At 71.8% G+C, this 15,975-nt stretch carries 15 protein-coding genes and 1 pseudogene; all 16 read right to left on the bottom strand.

Going from position 1 to position 15,975, the window contains the following annotated elements; all coding sequences use genetic code 11:
- Positions 1-55: 55 nt before the first annotated feature.
- Entirely contained in the window at positions 56-1,330 is a 1,275-nt protein-coding gene (locus CRM89_RS02815; RefSeq protein ID WP_098083148.1) for an alanine racemase, read from the bottom strand.
- Entirely contained in the window at positions 1,327-4,098 is a 2,772-nt protein-coding gene (ppc, locus tag CRM89_RS02810; RefSeq protein ID WP_098083147.1) for a phosphoenolpyruvate carboxylase, read from the bottom strand. The genes CRM89_RS02815 and ppc overlap by 4 nt, the downstream gene beginning before the upstream one ends.
- A 123-nt stretch (positions 4,099-4,221) precedes the next feature.
- Positions 4,222-4,350 (bottom strand): annotated as a pseudogene (locus CRM89_RS02805) (sugar O-acetyltransferase); the annotation flags it as partial.
- A 5-nt stretch (positions 4,351-4,355) separates the two neighbouring features.
- Complete coding sequence (locus CRM89_RS02800) at positions 4,356-5,387, bottom strand: hypothetical protein (RefSeq protein WP_060592367.1); 1,032 nt, start codon at positions 5,385-5,387, stop codon at positions 4,356-4,358.
- A gap of 42 nt (positions 5,388-5,429) precedes the next feature.
- On the bottom strand, positions 5,430-5,909 hold the full coding sequence (locus CRM89_RS02795) for a hypothetical protein (protein ID WP_098083146.1): 480 nt from the start codon (positions 5,907-5,909) through the stop codon (positions 5,430-5,432).
- A 32-nt stretch (positions 5,910-5,941) separates the two neighbouring features.
- Positions 5,942-6,232, bottom strand: coding sequence for a DUF427 domain-containing protein (locus CRM89_RS02790; protein ID WP_011208456.1), 291 nt, complete (start codon positions 6,230-6,232; stop codon positions 5,942-5,944).
- A 91-nt stretch (positions 6,233-6,323) separates the two neighbouring features.
- On the bottom strand, positions 6,324-7,676 hold the full coding sequence (locus CRM89_RS02785) for a permease prefix domain 1-containing protein (RefSeq protein WP_098083145.1): 1,353 nt from the start codon (positions 7,674-7,676) through the stop codon (positions 6,324-6,326).
- Complete coding sequence (locus tag CRM89_RS02780) at positions 7,673-8,035, bottom strand: PadR family transcriptional regulator (protein WP_011208454.1); 363 nt, start codon at positions 8,033-8,035, stop codon at positions 7,673-7,675. Before CRM89_RS02780 ends, CRM89_RS02785 begins: the two co-directional genes overlap by 4 nt.
- A 73-nt stretch (positions 8,036-8,108) precedes the next feature.
- Entirely contained in the window at positions 8,109-8,654 is a 546-nt protein-coding gene (locus CRM89_RS02775; RefSeq protein WP_324188835.1) for an SDR family oxidoreductase, read from the bottom strand.
- A gap of 56 nt (positions 8,655-8,710) precedes the next feature.
- Positions 8,711-9,202 carry an SRPBCC domain-containing protein gene (locus CRM89_RS02770; protein WP_098083144.1) on the bottom strand — a complete coding sequence of 164 codons (492 nt, stop codon included), beginning with the start codon at positions 9,200-9,202 and terminating at the stop codon, positions 8,711-8,713.
- Between the two features lie 101 nt (positions 9,203-9,303).
- A complete protein-coding gene (locus CRM89_RS02765; RefSeq protein WP_098083143.1) occupies positions 9,304-10,521 on the bottom strand; it encodes an RNA polymerase sigma factor in 1,218 nt (405 codons plus the stop codon).
- On the bottom strand, positions 10,518-10,853 hold the full coding sequence (locus CRM89_RS02760; protein ID WP_086840971.1) for a YciI family protein: 336 nt from the start codon (positions 10,851-10,853) through the stop codon (positions 10,518-10,520). Before CRM89_RS02760 ends, CRM89_RS02765 begins: the two co-directional genes overlap by 4 nt.
- A gap of 120 nt (positions 10,854-10,973) precedes the next feature.
- A complete protein-coding gene (gene pheT, locus CRM89_RS02755; protein WP_098083142.1) occupies positions 10,974-13,478 on the bottom strand; it encodes a phenylalanine--tRNA ligase subunit beta in 2,505 nt (834 codons plus the stop codon).
- A gap of 32 nt (positions 13,479-13,510) precedes the next feature.
- On the bottom strand, positions 13,511-14,599 hold the full coding sequence (pheS, locus tag CRM89_RS02750) for a phenylalanine--tRNA ligase subunit alpha (protein WP_050767992.1): 1,089 nt from the start codon (positions 14,597-14,599) through the stop codon (positions 13,511-13,513).
- Positions 14,600-14,704: 105 nt separating this feature from the next.
- Positions 14,705-15,544, bottom strand: a complete 840-nt coding sequence (locus CRM89_RS02745) for an RNA methyltransferase (RefSeq protein ID WP_098083141.1) — start codon at positions 15,542-15,544, stop codon at positions 14,705-14,707.
- 6 nt (positions 15,545-15,550) lie between these two features.
- A complete protein-coding gene (gene rplT / locus CRM89_RS02740; protein WP_011208447.1) occupies positions 15,551-15,931 on the bottom strand; it encodes a 50S ribosomal protein L20 in 381 nt (126 codons plus the stop codon).
- Positions 15,932-15,975 lie beyond the last annotated feature (44 nt).

Here is a 15,975-nt window from a genome sequence, read left to right as displayed (position 1 = left end):
CAGCGGCGCTGCCGGGCGACGCTCGACCGTTCGCGTCGCCCGGATCCCCGCGCGTTCAGAAGAAGGTGTGCACCAGGTCCACCACGACCGGTGTGGCTGCGGTGCTGTCGTCGAGCACGGGAATCAGCCGCCATTTGTCGAACGCGGTGCAGGGGTGGGAAAGGCCGAGGCGGACGACGCTGCCGACCGCGAGGTCAGCGGCGTCGGGCAGCCGGAGGAAGGCGTGCTGGTCGTTGAGCGCGCTGACGGTCGCGCCCGGAACACCCTGCGGGACAGGCAGTCCCAGGTCGTGCGGGAAGTCGCGTTTGCCGCCGTCCAGCAGGGCGAGACCGGGTTCGGGACGCGAGATCACCCGGGCCCAGCCGTGCATGGCGGCGCGCAACGGGTGTGCGGTGCGAGCACCGGCGAGCGGGGAGATGCCCGCGTAGAAACCGTCGTCGTGCACGAGGTAGGCGCCCGAGCGCAGGACGACGGTGGTGGGGACGCCGTGCGCGCCGGTCTCGTCCGCCAGTCCGGCGAGGTGCTCGATGACCAGGTCCGGGTAGGCGCTGCCGCCGGCGGTGACCAGGGCGGGACCGGTGTAGGCGTCGGCGGCGGCGAGTTCGCGGTGCAGGCGGGCCAGTTCGCCGAGATAGTGGCGGACGGCGGCGACGGCATCGGGCTCGCGGGTGTTCGCCAGCGCCGCCTCGTATCCCCCGACTCCGGCCAGCCGCAGGCGCGGTTCGCGCCGCACCGCCTCGGCGACCACGTGGGCGTCCTCGACGCGGCGCAGGCCGGTGCGCCCGCCGGGCCCGCCGAGTTCGACGACGACGTCGACCCGCACGCCCGCCGGCGCGTCCGCGAGGTGCTCGGCCATCAGCGCCACGCTCGCCGGCGAGTCCACCCAGCAGCAGAACTCGAACTCCGGGTCGCGGGCCAGCTCGGCGCCCAGCCAGCGCAGCGCGACCGGGTCGAGGACCGCGTTGGCCAGCACGATCCGGCGCACCCCGAACGCCCGCGCCAGCTGCGCCTGCCACGCGGTCGCGAGCGTGATCGCCCAGCATCCCGCCGCCAGCTGCTGCGCCCAGAGCTGCGGCGCCATCGTCGTCTTGCCGTGCGGGGCCAGGCGGACCCCGGCCGACCGCGCCCACTCCCCCAGCAACGCCTGGTTGGCCGCCATCGCCGACCGGTCGAGCGTCAGCAGCGGAGTCGACAGCTCTGTCAGTGCCGGTGCCGTGGCGAGGAATTCGCGCACCGTCGCGCCCCAAGCGGCCGGCGGGATGCTCTTGTGCTCCGGGCCGAGGACCGCGTCGGCCAGCGCGGCGACCGCGCGGGTGTCGATACCGGTCATCCGGAGTTCCGCAGGGCGGTAGCCAGGCCGTTCATGGTGAGCAGGATGCCGCGTTTGACCAGCTCGGAGTCGTCACCGGACCGCAACCTGCGCAGCAGCTCCACCTGCATCTGATTGAGCGGCTCCAGGTACGGGAAGCGGTTGTGGATGGACTCGGCCAGCGACCGGTTGTCGGCGAGCAACTGGTCGTGACCGGTGATGGCGGCGTGCATGCGCAGGGTGCGGGCGTGCTCCTCGCGGATCATGCCGAAGATCTGGTCGCGCAGTGCCGCGTCGTCGACGAGTTCGGCATAGCGGGCAGCGATGTCGAGATCGCTCTTGGCCATCACCTGGGCGAGGTTCGACAGCACGGTCCGGAAGAACGGCCACCGGCGGTACAGGTCGGTGAGCCGGGCCAGCCGCCCCGGATCGCCGCCGACCCACTCCTCGAGCGCGGCGCCGGTGCCGTACCAGCCGGGCAGCATGACGCGGGCCTGGCTCCAGGCCATCACCCACGGGATCGCGCGCAGATCCGACACCGAGTTGGTGGGTTTGCGGGAGGCGGGCCTGCTGCCGATGTTGAGATCACCCACCTCCGCGACCGGGGTGGACTGCCGGAAGTACTCGACGAAACCGGGCGTCTCGTGCACCAGCCGAGCGTAGGCGGCCCTGGCCAGCGCGGCGAGTTCGTCCATCAGCTCGTAGGCCGGTTCCGCGTCGGTGCCGAGCCCCTCCACGTCCAACAGGGTGGATTCCAGCGTGCCCGCGATGAGCGATTCCAGATTGCGGTGCGCCGCACCGGGTTCGGCGTACTTGGCGGCGATCACCTCGCCCTGCTCGGTCAACCGCAGCGCACCGCGCACGGCGCCCGCGGGCTGGGCCAGGATCGCGTCGTAGCTGCGGCCGCCGCCGCGACCGACGGTGCCGCCGCGGCCGTGGAACAGGCGCAACCGGATGCCGGTCTTGCGGGCGACCTCCACCAGATCCAGCTCGGCGCGGTAGAGCGCCCAGTTGGCGGCCAGATAGCCGCCGTCCTTGTTGGAATCGGAGTAGCCGAGCATGACCTCCTGGCGCATTCCGGCGGCCGCCACCAGCTCCCGGTACACCGGCACCTGCAGCGCCGCGGCCAGCGTGGCCGCGCCCGCGCCGAGATCCTCGATGGTCTCGAACAGGGGCACGATGTTCACGGTGCAGGACGGGCTGCCCTCGGGCGCACCGGGATCCAGCAGGCCGCCCTCCTTCAACAGCAGCGCGGCCTCGAGCATGTCGCTCACCGACGTGCACATGCTGATGATGTAGTTCGGCACCGCCTCCGGCCCGAAGGTGTCCACCACCTGCTTGGCGGCGCGGACGATGCCGACCTCCTTGGCGGCCTGCTCGCTCAGGCGCGCGTGCGGGCCGAGCAGCGGTCGGCGCGTGCGCAATTCGGCGGCCAGCAGCTCCACCCGCGCGTCCTCGGGCAGGTCGCCGTAGGCCGGATGCACCCCGGCCCACGCCAGCAGTTCGGCGACGACCTGCTCGTGCACCTCGGAGTTCTGTCGCATGTCCAGGCCCTGCAGGTGGAAGCCGAAGGTCTCCACCGCATGCCGCAGGGCGGCCAGCCGGTCGTCGGCGAGCAGGCCGTCGCCGGAGGCGCGCAGCGAAGCGTCGATCGCGTCGAGATCGTCGAGGAACTCGCGCGGGCCTGCGTAGGGCTGCGCGTCCGGTTCCGCCACCGCCTCGGGCACGGGCGCGTCGAGGACGCGGTCGGCGGTGGCGGACAGCCGCACCCGGATGTGGTGCAGGGCCCGGCGATACGGTTCGTCGCCGTGCGTCGCCGGATCCGGGTAGCCCGCCGCGGCCAGCTCGGCCACCCTCGGCGTCACCGGCACCAGCCGCGCCGACAGCGACAGCGTCTTCGCCAGCTCGACCAGCTCAGCCAGGTAACGGCGCAGCGCCACACCCGCCGCCTGGGTGGCCGCGTGCCGCACCACCTCGGCGGTGACGTACGGATTGCCGTCCCGGTCGCCGCCGATCCAGGAGCCGGGACGCAGGATCGGGCGGGCCAGCAGGTCGGCACCCGGCCAGCGCGCGCGCAGCGCGGCGCGCACCTCGGCGTTGATCGCCGGGATCACATCGAACAGGGTCAGCTCGTAGTAGCGCAGCCCCACCGCGATCTCGTCCTGGATGCGCAAGCGCGCCAACCGGATCAGCGCCGTCCGCCACAGCGAGAGCACCTGGCGGCGGATGCGCAACTCCAACGCGGCGCGCTCGGCCGGGTCGGTGGCGCGCTGGCGGGCGCGCATCAACTCGGTGATCCGGGTCTGCGCGTCGAACACGGTGCGCCGCCTGGTCTCGGTGGGGTGCGCGGTGATCACCGGCGAGACCAGCGCGTCCGAGAGCAGGTCCGCCACCGCGGCCGCGTCGAGCGCCGCGGCGTCGAGTTTGCGGTAGGTCGCGGCCAGCGACGAGTCCTGCGGCGGCTCCCCGGCGGCGACGTGCACGGCGCGGCGGCGGTCGCGCTGGATGTCCTCGGCCAGGTTCGCCAGCAGCACGAAGTAGCTGAAGGCCCGGATCAGCGGCAGCGCCACGGCGATGTCGACTCCGCGCAGCATCTCGGCCACCGCACTGCGCCCGACCTCCTCGCGCCGCACCCGGAACGCCTCGATGCGGACCCGCTCGATCAGGTCGAACACCTCGGGGCCCTCGTGGTCGCGGATGGTGTCGCCGAGCACGCCGCCGAGGAAGCGGATGTCGTCGCGCAGCGGCCGGGTCGCATCCTGTTCGGTCTCGATCCGCGGTTCGGTCATGGGATCGACCCTACTGCGACGCACCGGCCCGGCGCGGTCGCTCCGGCCGGGATCACACCGGTGTCGGCGCCACCGGTCCGGCCGGTATCAGGGCGGGACGTCGAGCAACCCCACGCCGAGGCCCTACAGCCCCCGGATCACCCGCGCCGGGTTGCCGGCGGCGAACACCCGGGCAGGCAGATCCCTGGTGACCACGCTGCCTGCGCCCACGACGGTGTCGTCGCCGACGGTCACACCGGGGCAGACGACGACTGCCCTCAGTGGGTGGCGTCGGTGAGGATGGTCAGGACGGTGTCGGAGGTGTAGAAGGGTTCGAGGCGTTCGCGGATGAGGCGGGCGAGCACGCCGTCGCGTTTGGCGGCTTCGATGACGGCGGGGCCGTAGCGCAGGATCTCGGTGGTGATGTCGTCGGCGGTGAGACCGAGTTCGGGGAGCATGGCGGCGAGGGTGTAGTCACGGTACTTGTCGTAGAAGACCTCCACGCACTGCTCGACCAGCAGACCGAAGTACTCCTTCTCACGGGTGGTCACCGCGATCTCGTAACAGAGCAGCACCAGCTCGTTGAGGTCCTTCTTGGTGAGGTATTCGCGCAGCCCGCTCACCGGTTCGCCCGCGTGCAGATCCCAGAACTCCATCGCCGCCGAGTGCACGGGCGCGTCGCGCAGCATCTCCCGGATCGCGTTGTTGGTGCGCTTGAGGGCGAACAAGGCGCCCTTACCCGCCAGATCGCCGACGAAGGAGGAACTGTCGGCGACCTTCCTGGCGCGGTTGGCCGCGGACTGGCCCAGCGACATGAGCGAGCCGACGCCGGGGATCTTCTCCGCGCGCTCCCGGTTGGCCTGCAGGAAATCGTCGATCAGCTTGTCGACGAACTTCGCGGCGACGGTGGCCACCAGCGGCGACTCGGTGAGCCGGTCCAGGATCCGCTCCTGCGCCTGGTGCATGCCGAAGACCTTCTCCAGCAACGCCTCCACCGGTTCGCGGTCCACCACCTCGCCCAGGGTGTAGTCGGTGTTCTCGGCGATGTGGTCGTAGACGGCGTCGGCGAACACGCCGACCATGTCGGCCAGCACCGGGCTGCCGCCCATCAGGTCCACCACGGTGGCGACCGTCTGCTTGCCCTGGTCGAGGCCGACGACCTCGCCGAAGCCGATGGTGTCGGCGACGGCCAGCACGTCGGCGACGTCGCGGGCCACCACCTGCGCGAAGCGCTCGCCGCTCACCTCGGCCAGCACGAAGTCGACCTGGGCGTCGAGCAGCCGTTCGGCGATCTCACGCGGTTCGGTCATCGAGTTCCACCCCTTGTCTCGGGTCCGCCCGCGCCGGGGCGTTCAGTCGGCGCCCTCGCCGTGCAGCGATCTGCGGATGCGGTCCAGGCGTTCACGCGCGGCTTCTTCACGCGCGGCGAATTGCTCGTCGACGCTGCGGCCCACGGGAGTCTCCCGGTCGAGTTCGCTTCTCCCCTGCGCGGTGCCGAAACGCTGTTCGACCTTATCGCGAACGGATTCGAAGGTGGGCATGCCGGAGGAGGTGTAGCCGCCGGCGCCGGAGGGCGGCGAGGCGACCGGCGGCGGCGGGACCGGCCCGCCGACCTGCCCCGATCCCGGGGTTCCTGGCTCGGGGCGGGCCGGCGGCGTGGCCGGACTCACAGCATCGGCGGCGTCGGCATGACCGACACCGGCCAGCTCGGCGAGGGCGGCGTGGACCGCCCAGAACGCGGCGCGGCCCGCGGTGGCGGCGCGGAGGACGGCGGCCAGCTCGCTGTCCGGCAGCGCGGCCAGCCGGGTCAGGATCTCGCTCGACTCACTCATGCAGCCAGGCTACGCAGCTCGCGCGGCCACGGTCAGTCCTCGATCACGTCCACGCCGCGCCAGAACGCCACCCGGTCCTTGATCTGTGCCGCGGCGTCCTTCGGCGCGGGGTAATACCACGCGGCGTCCGGGTTTTCGCTGCCGTCCACGCGGACCGTGTAGTAGGAGGCGGTGCCCTTCCACGGGCACACCGTGTGCGTGTCGCTGGGAGCGAAGTACTCCGTGCGGATCGCCGAGACCGGGAAGTAGTGGTTGCCCTCCACCACCACCGTGTCGTCGCTCTCGGCCAGCACGGTGCCGTTCCATTCCGCTCGAACTGTCATCGGGGCTCCTCCGTGATCGTCGTCGAACCGGACAGGTCCACGCTACGCCGATCCGGCCCACCCGGACTGCGGCCTCGCGCTCCCCTCCCGCTCAGGCGAAGTCGAACAGCGGCGGCAGCGCGGCCACCACCAGCGCGGCCCACAGGCCGAAGACCGGCAGGTAGCGGGTCTGCCACCGTTCGGCTGCCGCGAAACCCACCCGGCCCCGCACGAAACCCGCCAGCAGCCGCGCCGACCAGGCCAGGTTCACCAGCAGCACCAGGTTCATGCCGAGTGCGGCGGTCTTGTTGGCGGTGGCACCGAATTCCGCGATGCGGGAGAGCATCGCCGTCAGCATCACCACGTCGACCGCCAGTGCCAGGCCGACCAGGACCAGTTGCAGCCAGTCGAACGGACCGGCGGGCAGCAGCGGGTCGCGCGCGGAGAGGGCGTAGAGCAGCAGGCCGAGCACCACCACGAGGATCAGGTCCATCAGGATCAGCAGATCCCGGTCGACCTCGGTGAGGCTGCCCGCCGTCGCGAAGCCCACCAGCAGTGCCGCCAGCATGAGGATGGCGATGGGGGTGAACACCCGGGTCAGCACCGGGGCGATGTTCTCCACCACGCTCTGCTTGGCCTCCACCAGCCAGGCCGCGACCACGGCCGCGCCCGCCGGTCCGAACGGCAGCACCACGTGCTCCATCACGCCCTCGACGTCCATCTCCAGCGCCTGCAGCGCCGCGCCGGTGAGGCCGACGAGCACCATACCGCCCAGTGCCAACAGGCTCAGGTAGACCAGCCACTCGCCGGTGAACCGGAGGAAGTCCATGCGCCGCCGATCCGAGCGCCACGCGCCGCCGACGTAGGCGAAGCCGACCACGAACCACAGCACCAGCGGCGCGTGGATCGCGGCGATGATCTCCGTCGCCCCCTCCGGCTCGAACGGGAAGACGTTCACCACCATCCCGACCACCGCGAACGGCACCACCAGCGCCGCCGCGGCCAGCGGCGGCATCCGCCGCTTCCACGCGAAGTAGGCGGTGAGGAACGGCAGCACGAACAAGCCGGCATTGCGGGCGAAGACGTGCGGTTCGATCCCCGCGGTCAACGCGATCTTGATGGCCGCGCCCGCGCCCAATGCCAGCGCCAGCACGACCGCCAGCTCCCGGCTCGCCGCGCGCCCGCTGCCGTCCGGTCCGTCCGGCAGCAGCACCAGCTGCTTCCACAGCCGCTCCGAATGCTCGCGCGCGAACTCGCGGGAGATGCTGTCCACGCTGCCCATCCGTTTGACCGCGACCAGGAACGCTTCGTCGGCCGCCAGCCCCGACCCGGTCAGATCCGAGATCTGGCCGCGCAGATGATCTTCCATCTCGTCCACATCGGCCGCCGAGATCGCCCGGTGCCGCTCGACGTAGCCGCGCCACTGCCCGATCTGCGACTCGAGCTGCGCGTCCACCCCCGTCACGCGAGACCGCCCTCGGTCGCCAGCGGCAGCCGCGCGCTGCGCCACACCTCGTCGAGCGCCTCGGCCACCGCATCCCATTGACTGCGCCGCTCCACCAGTACCGCCCGCCCGGCCTCGGTGATCGCGTAATGCTTGCGTCGCCGCCCGCTCTCGGAGGCCCCCCACGAGGCATCGACATACCCGGATCGCTCCAGTCGGTGCAGCAACGGGTACAGCATCCCGTCGGTCCACTCGATCCGCCCGCCGGACAACTCCCTGACCCGCTTGAGAATCGCGTACCCGTAGGACTCGCCTTCGGCGAGGATCCCCAGCACCAGCAGCGTCGACGACGCCGCCACCAGATCCTTGTCGATATACATAGGTCTCCTATACCTAGGACTGCTAGGTTCAACCCTAGCGCATCTAGGTATGGGAGGGTCGGAACCCGGCGTGTCAGGACACCGCCGGCCGCGCTTCCCCGGCGCGATAGTCCTCGCCGCCGACATAGAAGGTGTGTCCGTCGGCGACCGGGGCATCGACGGCCGCCACCACCGTGCGGGCGAAGTCGTCGACGGTGGGCAGCGGGCCCGCGGAGCGGCGAGCCTCGACGGCCGCCGGGTCGCGCCGTTCGAGCAGCCGGACGATGATCGTGCCGTCGATCATGTCGCCGGACACGACGACGAAACCCACACCGCAGCGGGTGAATTCGGGGAGAAGGGCGCGCAGGGCGTCCTCCCCGGCGCGCTTGCCGGCGGCGATCGGCTCGTACCCCTCGGGCAGCGGCCGACCGGTGCCGTGGAAGTGGGCCTGGTGACTGGTGACGAAGACGACGCGGCCGCCGGGGCCCATCAGCGGCAGCGCCGAGGTGGCGAGGTGGACCTGGGCATCGCGGTTCAGGCGCAGGGCATAGCCGGGGTCGGCGTCGCGTTCCAGACCGCCGGAGGCGTTGAGGATCAGGGCGTGCAGTCCCCCGAAGCTGGCCCGGATCTCCTCCAGCATTTCGCGATCCGCCCGGATCCGATCGACCCGGCGCGGATCGACGGGGACGGCTGCCTTCAGGCCTTGTACTTTCGGATGGGATCGCCGGTGCCGGTGCCGATCAGCTGCGGCAGGCTCTTGGTGATGTAGAAGGTCCAGCCGCGCGAGCAGGCCTCGAAGCACTCGGATTCGGCGGTCAGGCCCTCGTGCGTGAAGTGCAGCGTGGTGCCTTCCGCGGTCGCGGTGAGGTCGAAGACCACGGTGGTGTCGGTCCACTCGGTACGGTCATCGACAAAGGTGAGGCAGGAATCGACGACCTGCCAGACCATCCGGGTGCTCGGCACCACTTCGCTGAGCCGGAACCGCGCGAAGCGGATGCCCGGCTTCTCCTTGGCCGTCTCCCCCGCGTACCGGATGTCGTCGGTGAAGACGAACTCGTCGCCCGGCGCGGCGGTCGCGCCGATGATGTTCTCGTTCCACCATCCGCGCACATTCGTGACCGCGGCGAAGACCTCCGCCGGGGTCCGGCGCACGGACATGGTCGCGGTCAGGTACTCGGTGTTCGGCATCGTCTTACCTCTCTCCATCGGGTGGTTGTGCCCCACCGACGAAGCAGGCCCCGCGAGATCGACAACGACACGAGAAATTCCGGAAATTTCTGCCGAGCAGGTCAGAGGCCGCGGAGCCGCCCGGCCAGATAGCGGCGCTCGGCCTCGGTCGGCGCCAGTTCCATCGCCGTGGCGTAGGCCGCGGCGGCTTCGGCGACCCGGCCGGCCCGGCGCAGCAGATCGGCCCGGGTGGCGGGTAGCAGATGGTAGTCGGCTAAGCGGCGGGACTCGGCGAGCTCATCGACGAGTGCCAGACCGGCCGGGATACCCTCGGCCATCGCGACCGCCACCGCGCGGTTGAGATCGACCACCGGCGAGGGCGCCAGCCGGGCGAGCTCACGGTAGAGCGCCGCGATCTGCGGCCAGTCCGTGGCTGCCGCGTCGGGCGCGGTGGCGTGGCAGGCCGCGATCGCGGCCTGAACCTGATACGGCCCGGGACGCCGTACGGCCAACGCCTCGTCCAGCACCCGGACCCCTTCGGCGATCAGGGTGCGATCCCACCGGGATCGGTCCTGGTCCTCCAGCGTGACCAGCATGCCGTCGTCGATGCGATGCGCGCGACGCGCTTCGAGCAACAGCATCAGGGCCAGCAGACCACGCGCCTCGGGCTCGGTGGGCAGCAACCGGACCAGGACCCGGGCGAGGTGGATCCCCTCGGCCGGCAACCCGCGGTGACCGTCCTCCTCGCCGTAGCCCTCGTTGTAGATCAGATAGAGCACCGCCAAGACCGCGGACAACCGGTGCGGCAGCAGCTCCGCCGGCGGAACCCGGTACGGGATGCCCGCTTCGACGATCTTGCGTTTGGCGCGCACCAGGCGTTGCGCCATCGTCGATTCGGCGGTCAGGAACGCCTTCGCGATCTCGGCCGTGCTCATCCCACCCAGCGTGCGCAACGTGAGCGCGACCCTCGCCGGAAACGGCAGCGCCGGATGGCAACAGGTGAAGATGAGCCGCAACCGCTCATCGGGAATCCCGTCCGCCGGCGGCTCGACCGGGTCTCCGGCCGACACGGCGAGCTGCCGCAGCTTCGTGCTCGCGGCCCGGTCCCGGCGCAACCGGTCGATCGCGCGATGGCGCGCCGTGGTGGTGAGCCAGGCCCCCGGCCGGTCGGGGACACCGTCGCGTGCCCAGGTCGTCAATGCCGCGGCGAACGCGTCCTGCGCGCAGTCCTCGGCCAGATCCCAATCCCCGGTCGCCCCGATCAGGGTCGCGACCACCTGACCCCACTCCTCGCGATACGCCGCGTCCACCGCGGCCCGAATCGCGTGCGGCGCGGTCATTCCCACACGGGGCGGATCTCGATGGAGCCGCGCAGCGCGTAGGGGTGACGCGCGGCGATCGCGATGGCCTCGTCCAGATCCGCGCACTCGATGATGTCGATGCCGCCGATGAAATCCTTGGTCTCCGCGAACGGACCGTCGGACACCAGCGTTTCCCCGGCCCGTACCCGGACCGTCGTCGCGTCCGCCACCGGACGCAACCGGGCTCCGCCCCGCCGGGCACCCCGCCGAGCCAGTTCCGTGTCGTATGCGCGATACGCCGGATCCGCCGCGATCTCCGCCGGGCTCGGCGACGACGTCTCGTCGTCACAGATCAGCAGCACATACTTCATGCCCCCACTATGCCCGACCACGCGCGTCCACGGGACAGCCGTGGCGTGCGCGGGTGGTACGGGCACGACCGCGTGCCGGGGGCGGGGCCGGCGGGCGAGCGGCACCCGCCGACCGGTGACTCAGCCGCGCAGTACCGCGCCCACCGCGTCGGCGGCGGCCGCGACGGCGGCGTCCCGGGCCGCGCTGGCCTCGTCCTCGGTGAGGGTGCGGTCGGGCGCACGGAACCGCAGCGCGTAGGTGAGCGACTTGCGACCCTCACCCGCCTGCGCGCCCTCGTAGACGTCGAACAGCGCGATGTCCTCGAGCAGCTCGCCGCCACCGCTGCGCAGCGCCGACTCCACGGCGGCCGCGGCGACGGACTTCGAAACGCTCACCGACACGTCCTGCAGCACCGCCGGGAACGGCGACACCACCGGCACCGGCCGGGATTCGCGCAGCGGCAGCGCGTCCAGGTCCAGCTCCAGCGCGCAGGTGCGCGCGGGCAACCCCGAACGCTCCAGCACGGCCGGGTGCAGTTCGCCCGCGTACCCCACGACCCGGCCCTCGACGACCAGTTCGGCGCAGCGGCCCGGATGCCACGGCAGGTAGGCGGCGGGGCGGCGTTCGATCACCACACCTGCGGCGTCGGCCACCGCGTCGACCAGGGCGAAGGCGTCGGCGGCCTCGGCCTGCCTGCCCGGCCCCCACGGGCCGCGCGGCTCGCGGCGGCCGGTGAGCACGGCGGCGACGTGCACCGGCTGGTCGGGCAGCGAACCCAGCAGTTCGGCGATCTGCTCGTCGGCGGGACGCCGGTCCACCGGCAGCGGCGCGACCGGCTTGGTGTCGCCGGTGGGCAGCACCACCTGAGCGATGCCGTAGAGGGTGAGATCGCGCGCGCCGCGGGAGATGTTGCGCTGGGCCACCTCGAGCAGCCCCGGCAGCAGCGTGGTCGCCAGCTCGGCGCGCTCCACGTCGAGCGGGTTGAGCACCCGGGTGGTGGTGCGGCGCGGATCGTCGGCGTCCAGACCCCAGGTGTCGAAGACACCGGCGGGCAGGAACACCGGCGGCGGCACCTCCACCCCGCCCGCGAACGCCAGCGCCCGGCTCACCGCCCGGCGACGTCGCTGCTCGGGGGTGAGGCCGCGACCCGCGGGCGCGGTGGGCACGATCGACGGGATCTGCTCGAGCCCCTCCAGCCGCAGCACCTCCTCGACCAGATCGGCGGGCTGCGCGAGGTCGGGCCGCCAGCTCGGCGGCGTCACCACGAGCTGCCCGTGCCCGGACTCCTCGTCGACGGAAACCTCGACGTGGCAACCGATCTGGGCCAGCCGACGCGCGGCGGTGCCGGTCGGGTAGGCGACCCCGGCGACCCGGTCGGGCAGGTCGATGTCCATCCGGATCGGCTCGGGCGCCGGGGTGGGCACCCGCACGTCGGACAGCACCGGCTCGACGGTGCCGCCGGCGATCTCGGCCAGCAGGGTGGCGGCCCGGTCGAGCGCGGCGACGTTGATCTCCGGGTCGACCACCCGCTCGTACCGCTTGCCCGCCTCCGAGACCAGCTTGTGCCTGCGCGCGGTCCGGTAGACCAGCAGCGGATTCCAGGTGGCCGCCTCGAGCAGCACGTCGGTGGTGCCCTCGCCCACCTCGGTGCTCGCGCCGCCCATGATGCCCGCCAGCGAGACGGCGCCGGAGTCGTCGGCGATCACCACGTCCTCGGCGTCGAGGGTGCGCTCGGTGTCGTCCAGGGTGCGCAGCTTCTCCCCCGGCTTCGCGGTGCGCACCACCAGGCCACCGCTCAGCTTGGCCGCGTCGAAGGCGTGCAGCGGCTGGCCCAGCTCGAGCATGACGTAGTTGGTGACGTCCACCGCGGGCGAGATCGGCCGCACGCCCGAGAGCAGCAGCCTGCGCTGCAACCACCACGGGCTCACCGCGTTCGGGTCGATACCGGTGACCCGGCGGGCGGCGAACCGGGTGCACTGCGAGGCCGGTTCGATCGTGATCGGCCAGGCCTCGGCCGCGTCCTCGGGCAGGGTGCGCACCGCGGGATCGAGGTATTCGAGGTCGAAGCCGCAGGCCAGTTCGCGCGCGAGGCCGCGCACCGAGAAACAGTAGCCGCGATCCGGGGTGATGTTCAGTTCGATGACGGTGTCGTCGAGGCCGAGCAATTCGTTGGCGTCGGTGCCCGGCTCGGCGGTGCCCGGCTCGAGCACCAGGATGCCCGAATGATCCTTGCCGATACCGAGTTCGGCGACCGAGCAGATCATGCCGTTGGACACGTGCCCGTAGGTCTTGCGCGAGGTGATCCGGAACCCGCCGGGCAGCACACCGCCCGGCAGCACCACGACCACCAGGTCACCGACGGCGAAATTGCGGGCGCCGCAGATGATCTCCTGCAGCTCCGGCGCGCCGACGTCGACCTTGCAGAACCGGATCGGCTTCTTGAACTCGGTGAGTTCGGTGATCTCGGCGACCCGGCCGACCACCAGCGGACGCTCGATGTCGCCGCCCACCCGCTCGAGCCGGTCGACCTCCTCCACCTCGAGCCCGACGCGGACGAACCCGGCGTCCAGCTCCTCCGGCGTCACCGACCAGCCGGCGTTGGTGCGCTCGATGATCTCGGTCAGCCAGGACTGCGCTACTCGCACTTGACGTTTCGCTCTCTCGATCGAAGGGGAGGTCAGGACTGGATGCCGAAGGGCAGGGTGAACCGCACGTCGCCCTCGACGATGTCACGCATGTCGGGAATGCCGTTGCGGAACTGCAGCGTCCGCTCGAGCCCCATGCCGAAGGCGAACCCGCTGTAGACCTCGGGGTCGATGCCGCTGGCGATCAGCACCTTCGGATTGACCATGCCGCAGCCGCCCCACTCGACCCAGCCCGCACCGCCCTTCTTGTCCGGGAACCACACGTCGACCTCGGCCGAGGGCTCGGTGAACGGGAAGTAGTTGGGCCGCATCCGGGTCCGGGTCTCCGGGCCGAACAGCGCGCGGGCGAACGCGTCCAGCGTGCCGCGCAGATGGGCCATCGTCAGGCCCTTGTCCACGGCCAGCCCCTCCACCTGGGAGAACACCGGTGTGTGGGTGGCGTCGAGCTCGTCGGTGCGGAAGGTGCGCCCCGGGCAGACCACGTAGATCGGCAGGTCCCGCTCCAGCATCGAGCGCACCTGCACCGGGGAGGTGTGCGTGCGCAGCACCTGCCGCGAGCCCTCCGGCGCGATGTGGAAGGTGTCCTGCATGGTGCGCGCCGGATGGTCGGGCAGGAAGTTCAGCGCGTCGAAGTTGAAGTGCTCGGTCTCGACCTCGGGGCCCTCGGCGACCTCCCAGCCCATCGCGACGAACACGTCGGCGATCCGCTCGGAGATCACGGTGATCGGGTGCCGTGCGCCGACCTGCTGACGGCGGGCGGGCAGCGTCACGTCGATGGCCTCGGCGACCAGCACCGCTGCGTCGCGCTCGGCCAGCAGCACCGCGCGGCGCGCCTCGAACGCCTCGGCGACCCGGCCGCGGGCGACGTTCACGCGCTTGCCCGCGTCCTTCTTCTCCTCCTTGGGCAGAGCGCCGAGCGCGCGCTGGGCCAGCGCCAGCGGCGCCTTGCCGCCCAGATGCTCGGTCTTGGCCACCGCAAGGGCGTCGAGATCGGCGGCCGCGGCGAAGGCCTTCTCGGCATCGGCGGCGGCCGCGGCCAGCGCCTCCTCGCTCAGATCCACGGCGGCGGCCGTGTTCGGTTCGGCGGCGTTCTGCTCGACTCCGGTGCTGTCGTCGGCCACGATGGTTCGTCTCTCCCCTTGGGGTCGGTGCGGGCCGGGCTGACTCCCTGCCCGTATTGCTGCTGGTGGAATCCTATGGGATCGCTCGCGGGCGGTTCACGCGGATTACCGGCGGGCCGCGTCGCGGTGATGCACGCGAGCGCTGGCGTAGAGGCAGATGGCCGCCGCGGCGGCCAGGTTCAGGCTCTCGGCGCGGCCGTGGATGGGGATGCGCACGCGATGGTCGGCGCGGGCGGCGACGGCGGGGTCGAGACCGTGTGCCTCGTTGCCGAACAGCCACGCCACCGGGCCGGCGAGGATCTCGTCGGCCTCGTCGAGCACCACCTCGCCGTCGGCGGCGGTGGCGAGCAGCGTGAGACCCGCCGCGTGCAGCGCGTCCAGGGTCGGCACGACCTCACGGCCCCGCACCACCGGCACGTGGAACAGGCTGCCCGCGCTGGCCCGCACGCATTTGCCGTTGTGCGGGTCGACGGTGTGCCCGGCCAGCACCACGCCGTCGGCGCCGACCGCGTCGACCACCCGGATCAGGGTGCCCGCGTTGCCGGGCTCGGCGATCTCCACCGGGACCGCGAGCAGGCGCGGGTCGCGGGCGAGCACCTCGGGCAGCGGCACGCCGATCTGCTCGCAGACGGCCACCAGGCCGGGCGCGGTGACGGTCTCGCCGAGGTGCTCGGCGGCCCGGTCGCTCACCAGTGTGGTGCGCACCCCGGTCGCCGCGGCGGTGGCGACCAGTTCGTGCTCGCGTTCGGCGGCGGCGGCCGAATAGAACAGCTCACGCACCCGGCCGGTGTCGAGGGCTGCGGTCACCGCGTTGGCGCCCTCGGCGAGGAACAGGCCGGTCCTGCGCCGGTGCGCGGCGCGATGGAGCTTGACAGCCGAAACGACCCGCGGGTTGCGCTCGGAGAGCGCGTCCGCGGGTCGTTTCGACGGAGATCCCTGCGTCAACGGGGCTCAGGCGGCCGGCGCGTTGACGTCCTGCGGCAGGGCGGCCTTGGCGATGGCGACCAGGCCGGCGAACGCCTCGGCGTCGGAGACGGCCAGCTCGGCCAGGTTCTTGCGGTCCACCTCGACACCGGCGGCCTTCAGGCCCTGGATGAAGCGGTTGTAGGTGATGTCGTTGAGGCGCGCCGCGGCGTTGATGCGCGCGATCCACAGCTTGCGGAAGTCACCCTTGCGCGCCCGGCGGTCCCGGTAGGCGTAGGTGAGCGAGTGCAGCTGCTGTTCCTTGGCCTTGCGGTACAGCCGCGAGCGCTGGCCGCGGTAGCCCTTGGAGGCCTCGAGGATGGAACGGCGCTTCTTCTGAGCGTTGACGGCCCTTTTGACGCGTGCCACTGGTCAGTCCTTGATCGAATAGGGGGCGCGGGCGCGCCCGGATG

Origin of the sequence: Nocardia sp. FDAARGOS_372 (assembly GCF_002554515.1) — a bacterium.
GTDB lineage: Bacteria > Actinomycetota > Actinomycetes > Mycobacteriales > Mycobacteriaceae > Nocardia > Nocardia farcinica.
The sequence above is the reverse complement of the archived record's forward strand: the minus strand, read 5'-3'. Positions and strand labels throughout refer to the sequence as shown.

Excerpts from the sequence above, each read along its gene's own strand:
- CRM89_RS02770 (WP_098083144.1), bottom strand. The coding sequence starts at position 9,202 with ATGCCGAACACCGAGTACCTGACCGCGACCATGTCCGTGCGCCGGACC.
- CRM89_RS02775 (WP_324188835.1), bottom strand. The coding sequence starts at position 8,654 with ATGCTGGAGGAGATCCGGGCCAGCTTCGGGGGACTGCACGCCCTGATC.
- ppc (WP_098083147.1), bottom strand. The coding sequence starts at position 4,098 with ATGACCGAACCGCGGATCGAGACCGAACAGGATGCGACCCGGCCGCTG.
- CRM89_RS02765 (WP_098083143.1), bottom strand. The coding sequence starts at position 10,521 with ATGACCGCGCCGCACGCGATTCGGGCCGCGGTGGACGCGGCGTATCGC.
- CRM89_RS02780 (WP_011208454.1), bottom strand. The coding sequence starts at position 8,035 with ATGTATATCGACAAGGATCTGGTGGCGGCGTCGTCGACGCTGCTGGTG.
- CRM89_RS02795 (WP_098083146.1), bottom strand. The coding sequence starts at position 5,909 with ATGAGTGAGTCGAGCGAGATCCTGACCCGGCTGGCCGCGCTGCCGGAC.
- CRM89_RS02815 (WP_098083148.1), bottom strand. The coding sequence starts at position 1,330 with ATGACCGGTATCGACACCCGCGCGGTCGCCGCGCTGGCCGACGCGGTC.
- CRM89_RS02760 (WP_086840971.1), bottom strand. The coding sequence starts at position 10,853 with ATGAAGTATGTGCTGCTGATCTGTGACGACGAGACGTCGTCGCCGAGC.
- CRM89_RS02800 (WP_060592367.1), bottom strand. The coding sequence starts at position 5,387 with ATGACCGAACCGCGTGAGATCGCCGAACGGCTGCTCGACGCCCAGGTC.
- CRM89_RS02790 (WP_011208456.1), bottom strand. The coding sequence starts at position 6,232 with ATGACAGTTCGAGCGGAATGGAACGGCACCGTGCTGGCCGAGAGCGAC.